Origin of the sequence: Nonomuraea sp. NPDC050227 (assembly GCF_044459705.1) — a bacterium.
Lineage (GTDB): Bacteria > Actinomycetota > Actinomycetes > Streptosporangiales > Streptosporangiaceae > Nonomuraea.
In genome coordinates, this window is record NZ_JBITJF010000015.1 from 43,434 (window position 1) to 57,120 (window position 13,687).

Here is a 13,687-nt window from a genome sequence, read left to right on the forward strand (position 1 = left end):
GCCGCCGATCCTGGGCGTCAGCCACTGTAGATCTCCCGGTAGAGCGCGCAGCGCGCCATCAGTTCGTCGTGCGAGCCCTGGTCGACGACCCGGCCGCCGTCCAGCAGCAGGATGAGGTCGGCGCGGCGGATCTGGCCGGGGCGGTGCGAGACCAGCACCGTCGTGCGGCCCGCCGTCGCGCGCTCGATCGCCTCGGTGATCGCCGATTCGGTACGGGCGTCCACGGCGCTGGTCGCGTCGTCGAGGGTGAGGATGCGCGGCTCGGTCAGCAGGGCCCTGGCGATGGCCAGCCGCTGCCGCTGCCCGCCGGACAACGTCGTGCCGCCCTCGTTGAGCACGGTGGCGTAACCGTCGGCCATGCCCTGGACGAACTCGTCCGCGCACGCCTGCTTGGCGACGCGCAGGACGTCCTCGTACCCGGCGGCGTGCGGGGCGCCGAAGGCGATGTTGTCCAGCACGCTCTTGGAGAACAGGAAGATCTCCTGGTCCACGTGGCCGATCTGGCGGCGCAGCGCGCCGGGCTCCCACTCGCGCACGTCACGTCCGTCGATCAGCACCCGGCCCTCGGTGGCGTCGTACATGCGGTTGACCAGTTTGATCAGCATGCTCTTGCCGCTGCCGGTGGGGCCGACGACGGCGAGGGTGCGGCCGGCGGGCAGGTGGAAGGAGACCTCGCGCAGGATGTCGCGGCCCTCGTGGCGCAGCGACACCCGGTCGAAGGTGATCGTGCCCTCGACGGCGGCCGTGTCGCCGCGGGTGTCCTCGCGCTCACCGGGGGCGCCGTCGATGATCTGCCGCATGCGCGCGGCGGCCGCGAAGCCCTCCTGGATGACCGGCACGGCCTGCTCGGACATGGTGACGGGCTGCGCGAACAGCAGCAGCCAGCCGAGGTAGGTCACCACCTGGGACAGCGCCAGCTCGCCCTGCGAGTAGAGGTAGAGCGAGTGCAGGGAGCCGGTCACCATGGCCAGGGCGAAGCTCAGCGCGGGCAGGTAGACCGCCTGCGCCCGGCCGCGCCGGACGAAGGCGTCCCGGTAGGCGGCGGCGGCCGATCTCAGGGCGTGCCGCTCGAAGTCCTCCTGCGTGGCGGCCTTGACGGTGGCGATGCCCGACAGCGTGGTGGAGAAGCGTTCGTTGAGGTCGGCGAAGGTCTCGCGGGTGCGCATGACCAGCGGGTAGAGCCGGCGCAGGTGGTAGCGCAGCGCGTAGGCGAAGACCAGGACCAGCACGCCGGGGGCCAGCAGCAGCCGCGGGTCCAGCGAGGCGATGAACAGGATCGGCACCAGCAGGGCCAGCACGCCGTTGGCGGCGGTGGCGGCCCCGGGGCTGAGCATGTAGTCGACGAGCCTGGCGTCGTTGATGGCGCGGGCCAGGATGTCGCCGATGCGCTGCTGGTCGTGGAAGGCCATGCGCTTGGTGAGCAGGCTGCGGTACAGCTCGTCGCGCACGTCCCGCTTGACGCGCTGGGCGACGACCTCCATCGAGCCGTTCGACAGCAGGTCGGCGACGAACCGGCCGGCCGCCAGCAGCGCGGCCGCCAGCGCCGCCACCCCGACCGCGCCGAGGTCGTGGCGGGGGCCGGTGGCCTCGGCGAACGCCGCGCCGATCTGCACGGGGACGAGCGTGGAGCACAGGCTCGCCGCCGCGGCGGCCACGGTGAACAGCAGCAGCGACGGCCGGTGCCGGCGCAGGTGACCGGCGATCCACCGGCCCACCCCCCGCGACCCGGCCCGATCCCGTGCGGCGGCCTGATCCCGCGTGGCCGCCGGATCAGGCGACCCGGCCGGATCCCGCGACGCGACCGGCCGCCCGCCCGCGGCCGGTCGCGCCCGCTCGGTCATTCCTCCCCCTCCTCGTCGGCGGCCCGGCCTAGGCCGAGGCCCGGACGGACCCGGTCAGCAGGCCGAGGCCGTTCGTCGCGGCGGTGTTGAGCTCGGCCATCACCCGGTCGCACAGGGCGGAGGCGGCCAGCGCGTCGGAGACCGACGGCACGCCCTTGACCGGAGGACGGCCGCCCGTCTGGGGCTCGGCCGACCGCTGCGCGCAGGCGTCCACGAACGCCTGCAGCTCCGGCCCGAAGCCGCTGCGCCCCCACCCGTGGTCCAGGTTGCGGGTGGCGTGCAGCTCCTGGCCGTACGGCACGCCGTCAGACAGTTCGAGCGTCACCCGTTCCAGCGACGGCGCGCTGTACCGGCTGCCGTCCATGCCCTGGACGGTGACGCCCACCATGAACCGCTTGACGTGGTTGCCCATGCGCAGCGTGGACAGCGAGCCGTCGTGGTGGCGCAGGAACAGGTTGATCTGGAACCGGTCGGCGTCACTGGCGATGGCGTGCGCGTCCACCTGGACGACCGGCGACGGCACGAACCAGCGGGCCAGGTCGAGGGCGTGCACCCCGTTGTGCCGGATCCACGCCTCCAGGGTGGTGTCCACCCCCCATTGCGGCGCGGACGGGTGGCGGCTGTAGAAGTCGATGGTCACCGAGCACGGCGTGGCCCGGATCCCCTCGCTCAGCTCGTGCAGCCGCTGCAGGGTCTCGGCGTAGCGGAAGTTGAAGCCCACCTGGACGTGCCGCCCGCTGCGCCGCACCACGTGCTCCAGGTCCTGGAGCGCGGGCGTGGACGGCCCGGCCGGCTTCTCGACGAAGCAGTCCACCCCGCGCTCGGCGAGCTGCCGGACCAGCAGGTACGACGGCTCCGGCGGGACCGCCAGCACGGCGGCGTCCACCATCTCCAGGTCGAGCTCGTCCACCGAGGAGACGCAGGTCGCGCCGCCGGCCAGCGACTGCACGTCGGCGGCCAGCGACAGGTCGGGGTCGACGCAGGCCACGACCTGGTGGCCGCGGATGCGTTGCAGGAACGGGAACAGGTTCTGCTGCATCTGGCGGCCGCAGCCGACCAGGGCGAGGCGCAGGAGGTCAGCCACGGCCGGCCCCCGCGGGCGCGCTCCACGCCTCGAACGCCTGCCGCACCCGGTCGCGCAGGTCACCCCAGTCGATGTCGCGGTGGGCCAGGCACACGAAGGACGGGTGCCCTTCGAGCAGCAGGATGCCGACCCCGGCCAGCTCGGCCAGCAGCGACTCGCGCCGCTCCTTGTCGCCCAGCAGCCCCACGTCGTGGTAGACGAGCTCGAACATGCCGCCGCCGAGCACCGGACGGGCGCCCACCAGGGCCTCGACCCCGGCGTCCGCGGCGGCCGCGGTGAAGGCGGCGGCCACCTGCGTGCCGATCCGGCCGAGCTCGGCCCAGCCGTCCGGCGAGTCGCCGACGGGCTTCTCCAGGATGTCGCGGGTGGCCAGCGCCGCGTAGACGGCGATCATCTCCTTGGAGAACGTGCCGCTCAGCCGGGCCTTCTCGGCCAGCGCGAGCAGGTCGGCGTCACCGGCCAGGATGCTCAGCGGGGCGCCGTTGGCCAGCGCCTTGCCGATCACGATCAGGTCGGAGCCGAGGGCGTTGTCGTGGTCGTAGCCGAGGGGCGAGATCCGGCCGCCGGTCTTGGTCTCGTCGAAGACGGTGAGCAGGCCGGCCTCGCGGCACATGGCGACGGCCTGGCGCAGCACGTCGGCCGTGGTGAAGGAGGCCAGGTAGGCGTCGAAGACGAAGCAGCCCAGCCGGCCGCGGTGCCGTTCCAGCAGCTCGGCGAGGGATTCCAGGCGCAGGTCCACCCAGTTGGCCACCGGCTCGGACTCGCCGACGCCGCGCATGCCGTCGGTGTAGCGCAGCTTCTCCCGCAGCGGGGAGTGCAGCGGCTCGTGCCACTTGAGCGAGTCGGCGATCTGGGAGTCGTGCCAGCCGACGTAGCCGCTGCGGATGATGCCGAGCCGCCCGGTGCGCATCGCGGCCAGCCGGAAGGCGGCGGTGACCGCCTCGGAGGCGGTCTTGAAGAACGCGCCGCGGTCGCCGGGCCGCTCGCCGAGCAGCCGGTCGAGGTATTCCTGGTGGAACGTGGTGTAGCCCGGCAGCATGACTCCGTTGCCGAGATAACCACAGAGAATTTCGTTGAACTGGGCGTCCGCGTGACCGATTATCACTGGGCCATAACCCATGACGAAATCGATGTACGGTACGCCGTTCGCGTCGGACACCTCGCCCCGCCGCCCCCGCGAGAACAAGAGCTGCTGCCCCGCGGACCTGAACTTACGCGTGATCTTCGAGTGAGCTATGCGCTCATATTCCGACAACGATCCTCCCCCCATTGGGATTCTAATTAGGCTCGGGAATTTCAATTTCTGAAGACAGTACCGTCCGGTCGCCGGGACCCGTCAAGTACTCTTTCTTCCAGTGCTCCAGGCAAGGGCGGACGACATATCAAGACCGCGAGAGCCACGTCAAGTGCTCCTTTTCCCAGGGTCACGCCGCCTTGACAGCGAGGTGCCCGCAATATCAAGTTGTGTGGGCCATTGTCGGCGGATGGAGGCGACGTGGATAACGGATCAGATCCGGGAACTCCGGCCGGCCGGGGCGAGCCGGATATCGTCGGGCGCAGTAAGCGTCTGTGGCTGCTGCCCGAGGGGCGGTGCCTGGTGCAGATAATCCCCAGCCTGCGCAGTTTCACGTACCACCGCGATGAAATCGTCGAGCGCACCGGGCCGCTCCGGCTCGATTTCTACGAAAGGGCGGCGGCCCGGCTGGCCGACGCCGGCGTGCCGTGCGCGTTCCGGGAACGCGTCTCGGCCGACTCGTACGTGGCCGACTACTGCCCGGCGCCGCCGTTCGAGGTGATCGTGAAGAACCGGGCCACCGGATCGACCACCCGCAAGTACCCCGGCCTGTTCGAGGACGGCGCCCCGCTGCCGCGCCCGGTCGTGAAGTTCGACTACCGGACCGACCCCGAGGACCAGCCGATCGGCGAGGACTACCTGCGCGCGCTCGGCCTGCCGGTGGAGGAGATGCGCGAGCTGTCCCTCGCCGTCAACGACGTGCTGCGGTCCTGGCTGCGCCCGCTGGAGGTGTGGGACTTCTGCCTCATCTTCGGCCGGACGGCCGACGGCGGGCTGACCGTCATCTCCGAGATCTCCCAGGACTGCATGCGCCTGCGCCACCAGGACGGCTCCCCGCTGGACAAGGACCTGTTCCGGGACGGCGTGGCGGGCGAGGAGATCGTGAACCAGTGGAGCCGCGTCCTTGATGTCATCACATGAGACCCCGGCCGCGCTGGTCACCGGCAGCAACCGGGGCAGCGGGCGGGCCATCGCCGAGGAGCTGCGCGAGCGCGGCTACCGCGTCTTCTCCCTGAACCGCTCGCTCGCGGGCGAGGACTGGCTCGGCGAGCACAGGTGCGACCTGGCGGACCCGGCGCAGATCGCGGAGGCGACCGCCCAGGTGCTCGGCGCGGCCGGCCGGCTCGACGTCTGCGTGTCCAACGCGGTGGACCGGGTGCTCGACCCGATCGCCGACCTGCGCGCCGAGGACTGGGAGCGGCTGGTCGCGATCAACCTGAGCGCCTGCTTCCACCTGCTCAAAGCCGTCCTGCCGGCGTTGCGGGCCGCCGGCGGGATGTTCGTCGCCATGGGCAGCCACGCCGGGACGCGGTACTTCGAGGGCGGGGCCGCCTACAGCGCCACCAAGGCCGGGCTGAAGGCGCTGGTCGAGACGCTGCTGCTGGAGGAGCGCCGCAACGGGGTGCGCGCCTGCCTGGTCTCGCCGGGCGCCATCGCCAACCTCGACGGCGACGGCTCGCCGCACAAGATGAGCACCCGGTCGGTGGCCCGCTGCGTGGCCACCATCGTCGACTCATGGCCGGACGACCTCGTGGTGGGCGAGATCGAGGTGCGGCCGTCCTCCCTGCCCGAGCCGCCCGTCGTCGGCATCGACCGGCTGCTGCACGTGTGACCCCGCCGCCCCGCCGTCCCCGCCGCGCCCGTCAGGAGGAATCATGATCTCGCTCGCCCTGCCGAAGGGCTCGCTGGAGCGGCGGGCCCTGGAGCTGTTCGCGACCGCGGGGCTGCCCGTGCGGCGGCGCTCGGACCGCTCCTACCGCGGCACGGTGGACCACTCCGGCGTGTCGCACGTGGCCTTCTACAAGCCGCGCGAGATCCCCCTGGTCGTCGGCGACGGCACCTTCGACCTCGGGCTGACCGGCGCCGACTGGGTGGAGGAGACCGGGGCCGAGGTCGAGGTGGTGGAGTCGTTCGACTACTCCAGGAACACCGAACGGCCGTGGCGGCTGGTGCTCGCGGTGCCGTCCGGCCATCCGGCCCGCAGCGCCGCCGACCTCGACGACGGCGTCAGAGTGGCCACCGAGTACCCGAACATCGGCCGCCGCTTCTTCCGCGAGGCGGGACGCCGGGCCGAGGTGGTCGTGTCCTACGGCGCGACCGAGGCCAAGATCCCCGAGCTGGCCGACGCCATGATGGACGTCGTGGAGACCGGCCACTCGCTGCGCCAGAACGACCTGCGCGTCATCGAGACCGTGCGGACCTGCGGCGCGCAGCTCGTCGCCAACCCGGCCGCCTACGCCGACCCGGCCAGGCGCGGCGTGATCAGGAACCTCGCCCTGCTGCTGCGCGCCGCCTGGGTGGGCCCGGCCCACGTGCTGCTGACCGTGCGCGCCCCCGCCGACCGGCTGGCCGAGGTGGTGCCCGCGATGCCGGACCGGTCGTGGCGCGCGGGCGCCGACCTCGCGGACGGGACCATGGTCGTGCTCCAGGGCGTCCTGCCCAGGCGGGAGGTGCCCCAGACGATCGACGCGCTGCTGTCGGCCGGGGCCGTCAACGTCACCGAGTCGGGCATCGGCATCTTCGCCACGGGGGAAGCGGGTTGATCGGCGCCGCCGGCATGGCGAAGATCGGACGTGGGAACCCTGGCCCGCGGAGCGCAGTGCGAAGGAGACTCATGGACCCCCGGTCGGCGGCGAAGATCACGGAGGCGTCCCCGCGGCGCTCCCCCTGGCTGACGATCCTGCTCGTCTACGTCGGCGGGGTCGTCGGCGCGATGAGCCTCGGCAAGTTCTCCTCGGTCGGGCCCGGGATGGCGGCCCAGCTCGGGCTGTCGCTGTCGGAGCTGGGCTGGGTGATCTCGGCGGTGGTCGGCGTCGGGGCCGCGGTCGGCCTGCCGGCGGGCTATCTCGTCCGCCGCTTCGGCACCGGGCGGTCGCTGGTCACCGGGCTGGTCCTGATCGCGGCGGCGGGCGCGGCGAGCATGGCGGCCAACGACTTCGCCTGGCTGCTCGTCGCCCGCGGCGTCGAGGGCGTCGGCTACGTCCTGGTCACCATCTCCTGCCCGGCCCTGATCCTGCGCCTGGCCCACGAGCGCGACCGGGGCACCGCCCTGTCGGTCTGGGCGACGTTCGTCCCGGTCGGGCTGGGGGCCAGCACGCTGGCCGGCGGCGCGGCCGGCGACGCGCTGGGGTGGCGCGGCTGGACCGGCCTGATCGCCGGGCTGACGCTGCTGGTCGCCGCGGTGACGTGGGCGCGGCTGCCGCGCGGCGGCGCGGCGCAGGCGGCCGGGCCGGTGCCCCGGGCGCGGGCGCTGACCTGGCCGGGCGTGCTGGCCGCGGCCTTCTGCCTGACCGCGCTGGTGACCATCCCGGTGATCGTGCTGCTGCCCACGCTGCTCATCGAGCAGTACGGCCGCTCGGCCGCCGCCGCGGGCGCGCTCACCTCGGTGATCTCGCTGCTCGGCGTGGCCGGCGGGCTGGCGGTGGGCGTCCTGCTGCGCAGGGGCGTACGGGTCGGCGTGCTGGCCCTGTCCGGCTTCCTCGTCGTGCCGGCCGCCTGGATCCTGTACGCCGGCGGCTCCGCCGGGGGCGCGCTCACCGGCGCGGGCGTCATCTCCATGGAGAACGGCTTCCTCGGCGCCCTGGTCTTCGCCGCGCTCCCCCTCATCCTGGAGCGCCTCGACCACGCCGACGTCGGCAACGGCGTCATCGCCCAGGCCGGCAGCCTCGGCTCCCTGCTGGGTCCCCCGCTGTTCGGCCTGGTGGCGAGCGAGCTCGGCTATCGGGCCCTGATCCCCGTCATCGCCGTCGGCATCGTCGCCGCCGTCGGCGCCCTGCTGCTGATCGGCCGGCGGGCGGCCCGGCCGCTCCCAGCCGCCGACTGACCCGGCGAAGGGCCGGGAGCCCATCGCGGGATACGCAGGAAGGTGCGACCATGCGCGGACACGACCCGCTCGACGACACCGAACAGGCCCTGCTGCCCGCCCCGGCCCGGGGCCTGGCGGTCGCGCTGCTGCTGATCGCCGTGGCGGGCGTGTCGATGGTGCTGGTGTTCGGGCCTGGCGCGCAGCAGCCGGGGCATCCGGCGGCGCCGGCCGCGCCCGCCGGAGTGCCGCCCGCCCAGTCGATCCTGCGGCTGTTCCTCGCCGTGGCGGTCATCGGCGGGCTGGCCTCGCTGGGCGGCGTCCTGGCACGCCGGGCGGGCCAGCCGTCCGTGGTGGGGCAGATGGTGGCCGGGCTGCTGCTCGGGCCGTCCGCGCTGGGCTCGCTGGCGCCGGGGGTGTCCGCGCTGATCCTGCCCGGCTGGGTCGCGCCGCAGCTCGAACTGCTGGCCCAGGCCGGGCTGGCGGTCTTCATGTTCACGGTGGGGCGGGAGTTCGACCCGGCCGCCCTCGGCCGGCAGCGCGTGGTGGTGGGGGTCGCCGCGCTGGCGATGACGGCCGTGCCGTTCGCCCTGGGAGCGGTCGCGGCGGTCCCGTTCGCCGGCGCGCTCGCCGGGCCGTCGGCGTCGGGCACGGCGTTCGTCCTGTTCGCCGGGACGGCGTTGAGCGTCACCGCGTTCCCCGTGCTGGCCAGGATCCTCCAGGAGGCCGGGCTGACCGTCACCCGGCTGGGCTCGCTGGCGATCCTGTGCGCGGGGCTGGCCGACGTGCTCGCCTGGTGCGCGCTGGCCGCGGTGATCGCCCTCGCGCACGCCGGCTCCCCGGCGGGCGTGCTGACCTCGCTGGGGCTGGCCGCCGCCCTGGTCCTCGGCGTGACCCTCGTCGTACGCCCCGCGCTCGCCGCCCTGGCGGCCCGGCACGCCGCCCGCCGGCTGCCCGCTCCGGCCGCGCTCGCGCTGGTCCTGGGCCTGATCTTCGCCCTGGCTGCGGCGACCGACGCCATCGGCGTGCACGCCATCTTCGGCGCCCTGCTGGCCGGGGTGGCCTTCCCCCGCGACGCCCCCGTGCTCGGCGCGGTGCCCGAACGCCTGGGCTCGCTCAACCGCGCGATGTTGCTGCCGGTGTTCTTCGCCTCGATCGGGCTGCGCACCGACGTGCATCTGGCGTTCGGCCATCCGGTGGTGCTGCTGGGCGGGGCGGTGCTGCTGGTGGCCGCCGTCCTCGGCAAGCTGGGCGCGGCCGGGGTGATCGCCTGGGCGGGCGGCATGCCGGGGCGACTCGCGCTCGGGCTCGGCGTGCTCATGAACGCCCGTGGCGTCACCGAGATCGTCGTGCTCAGCACCGGGCTCGGCATGGGACTGATCGCGCCCGGCACGTTCACGGTGCTCGTGCTGATGGCCCTGATCACCACCATGATGACCGCGCCGGCCCTGCGCCGCCTCGGCCTCTACGCCCCGGCCAGGGCCGAGCCGCGGACGCCGCAACCGGCCTGAGCCGGCCGCGGCGTCCTCATGGCGGCGTCGTGGCGGGGCCCTCATGGCGGCGTCCTCATGGGGCCCTCATGGCGGGGTCAGTAGGCCTCGCTCCGGTTGTTCACGAGCTCGTCGAGCATCGAGGTGGTGTCGGAGTAGCGCCCGGCCGCCGCGCCGCCGGGCGGCAGGGCGAGGGTGGCGAAGGCGTACCTGACCGCCTCGCCGACCGTGCGCACCCCGAGCCGCCGGACGAGCGGCGAGTCGAGCCGGGTGCTCGCGTTGACCTGCCGGGCCGCCAGGTCGAGCAGCGTGGCCAGCAGCTGGAACCGGACGGGCCCCGGTTGCGGGCCGCCGGCCGACAGCGCGGCGACGGCCTCGGCGTCGGCCAGCTCGCCGTCCGCCTGGCTGTCGAAGCGCTGGTCGGTGGCCTGGACGCGGGCCAGGAACTCGGCGGTGCGAGCCTCCTGGTGCGTCTTCCAGTAGCCGTGCGAGCGCGGGTCGCGGGTCGGGGCGACCTCGGTGACGGTCGTCGTGGCGGACGCCGTGGCGGGCTCGTAGACGCAGCCGTTGGCGTTCCGGTACGCGGCGGCCGCCGTGTCGGGCAGCTCGGCGCCCTTCGTGAACAGCAGGCCGGGCCTGGCCGTGAACCCCAAGGACACGTCCGCGCCGGGGTCGAGGGGGCCGAGCGTCCAGGTCAGGGTGGTGGTGCCGTCCGGGTTGCGGGTGACCGTCCCGGGCCGGGGGCCGGTGCCGCGGTCGAGCGCGCCGCTGTAGTAGACCTCCTTGGGCAGCGTGTCGGTGAGGACGACGCCGGTGGCCCTGCCGCTGCCGACGTTGGCCGCCCGCAGCCCGACGGTCATCGCCTCGCCGGCGTTCACCGTGGCCGGGGCGGTCTTGGTCAGGGTGAGCCGCGGCGCGTGCACGGTGGTGGCGGCCTTGGCGGTGTTGTCGCCCGTGTCGGCCTCGGGGCCGCCGGCGGTGTCCGTCGCGGTGGCGGTGGCCGTGTTGGTCAGGACGGCCGCGTCGGCCGTGTCGCACGGCACCGTGTACGTGAACGTCTCGGTCGTGGACCGCCCGGCGCCCAGGTAGGGAACCTGACGGGCCTGGGCCGGCCCGGTGGGCGGGGTGTCGGTCACGCCGACGGAGGCCGCCGGGCCGGTGCCGGCGTTGTCCAGCTTCACCTGGTAGGTGAGGGTGTCGCCGGGTTCGGCGTCGCGCTTGTCGACGCTCTTGGCGGTGACGATGTCGGGGTCGTAGAGGTTGAAGAACGACATCTCCTGCCGTACGGCGGCGGTGAAGTCGAGCTCCTTCTCCGGCTCGCCGCCCGAGCCGCTGCAGGTGGGCGCGGAGACGGGGAAGCTGCTGCAGGCCCAGCCCTTGGCGTCGGGCGAGAGCGCGGCCCGGTACTTGACGGCGGCCCAGTCGTCGTGGTCGCGCAGGGTCGTGCTGCCGCCGCTGGCGTTGACGTCCACGTTCACCGTCCCGGTGTCGATGAGCGGGGCGCCGGTGCCGGGGGCGGTGTTGTCGTTCCAGTTGATCGGCGCGTTGCCTGTGGCCGAGCGCAGCGGCCGGAACGTGCTGGTGGGGTTGGCGAGGTTGTCGGTCCACCAGAAGGTGTGGTCGGTGCCGTCGCCGATGCCTGCGGACTCGTTCAGCGTGCCCTCGGTGAGCGGGGGCAGGCGGCCGCTGGAGTAGCCGACCCGGATCGCGCCGATCTTCCAGTCCCTGAGCTGGTTGACCAGCAGCGGCGGCGGGCCGGTGGGGATGCCCGACTGGAAGAAGTAGTTCATGACGCTGAGGTAGTTGGGCTTCCACTGGTCGTTGACGTCGCCGCCGTGCCGCAGGCCCAGAGCGTGCCCGAGCTCGTGCATGATGGTCCCGGCCTGGTCCTGGACGGTGCCGACCTCGGCGTCGTCGCGGCCGGTCCCGACGGTGAGCACCTGCCGGTCGGTCGGGTCCGCGCTGGTGGTGTCGCACGTACGATCCGGGCCCACGTGGATCTGGGTGCCGATCACCACGTCGTCGCCCGCCGCGGTGGTCTGGAGCCGGCCGTCGCCGCCGTAGTCCACGCCGAAGTCGGCCACGCACATCGTCCGCCACGAGCCGAAGGTGACGATGAAGTCCTTGTTGTTGTCCCTGGTGGGCTCGCAGCACTGCCCCGACGTGCCCGGCGACGTCGAGCTCCCGGTCGCGGTGGTGACGACGAGGTCGTGGGCGAAGATCGCGTAATGGGCGTACCTGGCCAGCTCGGCGGGGAAGTCGGCGGTGCGCGCGTCGCGGAAGTCGCTGTCGTCGGCCAGGCCCATGGCGGCCTGCTCGGGCAGTTGCGTGCCCTGGAGGTAGACGAAGTCGACGCCGTCCCGGTGCGTCCCGGGGTACGGGCACGGGTTCTCGGCCTTGACCGGCGCGGCGTCGAAGGCGTTCCGGACCAGGGTGATCGCGTCCGGCTTGGGCCGGTGGGAGTGCCTGGTGTCGGCCATGTAGTCGGCCTGCAGCACGATCGTCTTGCGGCACGGGTCCGCGCCGAGCGCCGGGAGGTCGGCGATGACCCCGCCGTTCCGGTCGCGGATCCCGGACAGCTCGACGAGGTCGGGGATGCCGTCGTGGTCGGTGTCGGGCATCACGGTGGAGACGGTGAAGCCGATCCTGGTCTTCCTGCCGTCGTTGTCCCTGGGGAAGCCGTGGTCGCCGTCGCCCTCGGCGCACGTCTGGCCCTTCTGCCGCCCCTGGGAGTCGACGCACGGCGTGCCGAACTGCACGCCGTCGCCCGACAGGGTGCCCGAGCGCACGTCGTAGACGAGGTCGAGGTCGAGGTCGTCGTTCTGGGGGCTGATGTCCATGCGGTCGTCGTTGGTGTTGAGGCCGCCGTCATAGTCCCAGAGGGCGACGGTGATGTTCACGGTCGGCTGGTCGCCGGGCAGGTCGGACTTGGTGAAGACCCAGCCGTTGGGTGCCTCGGGCAGGCCGAGGGGCTCGAACTCGTCGTCCTCGATGCGCGGGCCCGTTTCGAGCGGGCCGTCGGCGATCCTGACCTTCGGGTAGTAGTCGCCGTCGCCGACGCCTCCGCTGTCCGGGTCCTCGATCTGGCGGAGATAGTCGATGGAGAAGGTCAGCGAGAAGCCGGGGACCGCGGCCGACGCCGGCGTGGCCAGCGCCGGGATCAGGGCGGCGACCAGCACGCCGATCGCGGCGAACGAGAGCCGCCCGCGCCACCGCGCCGGCCCTTTCCGCCCGGTTCTCATGCCATGTGTGACGCTCACGGTGGTTCCTCCTGGGGTGTCGCTCTGAGGAGGATCGTCCGCGCGCGCTCCCATGACCGCATGAGTAACGGCTACTCAGCCCGCCGGACGGCGGTGAGCACCAGGACGTCGTAGTGGACGGTGAAGGCGCCGCCCGCCGCGTCGATCGCGGCCCCGATGCCCGCCAGCAGCGCGCTGCGCCGCTCCGGCGGCAACCCGGTGACCGGGCCGTGCGTGGGCACCTGCGCCAGCCACTCGTCGCGGGTGTAGTCGCGCTCCCACGCGTAGTCCCACCGCTCGGGCTCGCCGAACGCGCCCGAGGCCCGGACGCCGTCGGCGATCTTGTCGAGCAGCGACGTGTACATGCCCACGGCCGGGCCGGCCTGGCCGAGCGCCGGCAGGTCGGGCAGCACCCGGCGGTAGACCTCGGCGAAGGGCTCGGCCAGGGCGTCCGGCGTCTGGAAGACGTTCCAGAACAGCGCCAGCCTGCCCGCGGGCCGCAGCACCTGGGCCGCCTTGGCCGCGCCCGCGACCGGGTCGATCCAGTGCCAGGTCTGGCCGGCGACGACCGCGTCGAACGTGCGCCCGGCCGGGTCCCAGGACTCGAAGGCGGACACGTCCACCTCGATGCCGTCGCGCCGGGCCAGGTCGGCCATGCGCGGGTCCACGTCCACGCCGGAGACCCGGCAGCCGGCCGCCTGGAACTGGCGGGCCGCGATGCCCGTGCCGATGCCGACGTCGAGCACGTCGGGGCCGGGGCTCGACCCGGCGATCCGGGTCACCATCTCCTCGGGGTAGCGGGGGCGGGTGCGGTCGTAGCGGTCGGCGTCGGCGCCGAAGGACTCGGCCATCCGCCGGTGCAGGTGCGGCTCGTTCTCGGAGGGGTTAGTGGGCATGCGCCCACTCTAATGGGCACGTGCCCACTCGTCTACCCTGA

General features: G+C 73.3%; 10 protein-coding genes. 5 read left to right on the forward strand and 5 right to left on the reverse strand.

The window, feature by feature from the left end:
- Positions 1-17: 17 nt before the first annotated feature.
- Genes ACIBK9_RS43200 through ACIBK9_RS43210 form a run of 3 tightly spaced genes read right to left on the reverse strand, consistent with a single transcriptional unit; the run spans position 18 to position 4,195 of the window.
- Positions 18-1,841: an ABC transporter ATP-binding protein gene (locus ACIBK9_RS43200; RefSeq protein ID WP_397164768.1), complete on the reverse strand. Its 1,824-nt coding sequence runs from the start codon at positions 1,839-1,841 to the stop codon at positions 18-20.
- Positions 1,842-1,869: 28 nt separating this feature from the next.
- Complete coding sequence (locus ACIBK9_RS43205) at positions 1,870-2,925, reverse strand: Gfo/Idh/MocA family protein (RefSeq protein ID WP_397164770.1); 1,056 nt, start codon at positions 2,923-2,925, stop codon at positions 1,870-1,872.
- Positions 2,918-4,195 (reverse strand): aminotransferase class III-fold pyridoxal phosphate-dependent enzyme, encoded by a 1,278-nt coding sequence (locus tag ACIBK9_RS43210; RefSeq protein ID WP_397164772.1) that lies wholly within the window; start codon positions 4,193-4,195, stop codon positions 2,918-2,920. The genes ACIBK9_RS43205 and ACIBK9_RS43210 overlap by 8 nt, the downstream gene beginning before the upstream one ends.
- Positions 4,196-4,420: 225 nt before the next feature.
- On the opposite strand from ACIBK9_RS43210, the gene ACIBK9_RS43215 reads away from it, so the two are divergent.
- The 5 genes from ACIBK9_RS43215 to ACIBK9_RS43235 all read left to right on the forward strand — a co-directional run bounded on the left by ACIBK9_RS43215 (position 4,421) and on the right by ACIBK9_RS43235 (position 9,532).
- Positions 4,421-5,140: a phosphoribosylaminoimidazolesuccinocarboxamide synthase gene (locus tag ACIBK9_RS43215; RefSeq protein WP_352349612.1), complete on the forward strand. Its 720-nt coding sequence runs from the start codon at positions 4,421-4,423 to the stop codon at positions 5,138-5,140.
- On the forward strand, positions 5,127-5,831 hold the full coding sequence (locus ACIBK9_RS43220) for an SDR family NAD(P)-dependent oxidoreductase (protein WP_352349610.1): 705 nt from the start codon (positions 5,127-5,129) through the stop codon (positions 5,829-5,831). The genes ACIBK9_RS43215 and ACIBK9_RS43220 overlap by 14 nt, the downstream gene beginning before the upstream one ends.
- A gap of 43 nt (positions 5,832-5,874) precedes the next feature.
- A complete protein-coding gene (gene hisG, locus ACIBK9_RS43225) occupies positions 5,875-6,762 on the forward strand; it encodes an ATP phosphoribosyltransferase (RefSeq protein WP_397164774.1) in 888 nt (295 codons plus the stop codon).
- A gap of 71 nt (positions 6,763-6,833) precedes the next feature.
- The gene (locus ACIBK9_RS43230; RefSeq protein ID WP_397164776.1) at positions 6,834-8,042 is read left to right on the forward strand and encodes a CynX/NimT family MFS transporter; all 1,209 of its coding nucleotides are present in this window, start codon (positions 6,834-6,836) and stop codon (positions 8,040-8,042) included.
- A 50-nt stretch (positions 8,043-8,092) separates the two neighbouring features.
- The gene (locus ACIBK9_RS43235; RefSeq protein WP_397164777.1) at positions 8,093-9,532 is read left to right on the forward strand and encodes a cation:proton antiporter; all 1,440 of its coding nucleotides are present in this window, start codon (positions 8,093-8,095) and stop codon (positions 9,530-9,532) included.
- A 77-nt stretch (positions 9,533-9,609) separates the two neighbouring features.
- On the opposite strand, the gene ACIBK9_RS43240 is transcribed toward ACIBK9_RS43235, so the two are convergent.
- Positions 9,610-12,771, reverse strand: a complete 3,162-nt coding sequence (locus tag ACIBK9_RS43240) for a hypothetical protein (RefSeq protein WP_397164779.1) — start codon at positions 12,769-12,771, stop codon at positions 9,610-9,612.
- Between the two features lie 71 nt (positions 12,772-12,842).
- On the reverse strand, positions 12,843-13,646 hold the full coding sequence (locus ACIBK9_RS43245) for a class I SAM-dependent methyltransferase (protein ID WP_397164781.1): 804 nt from the start codon (positions 13,644-13,646) through the stop codon (positions 12,843-12,845).
- Between the last annotated feature and the right edge of the window lie 41 nt (positions 13,647-13,687).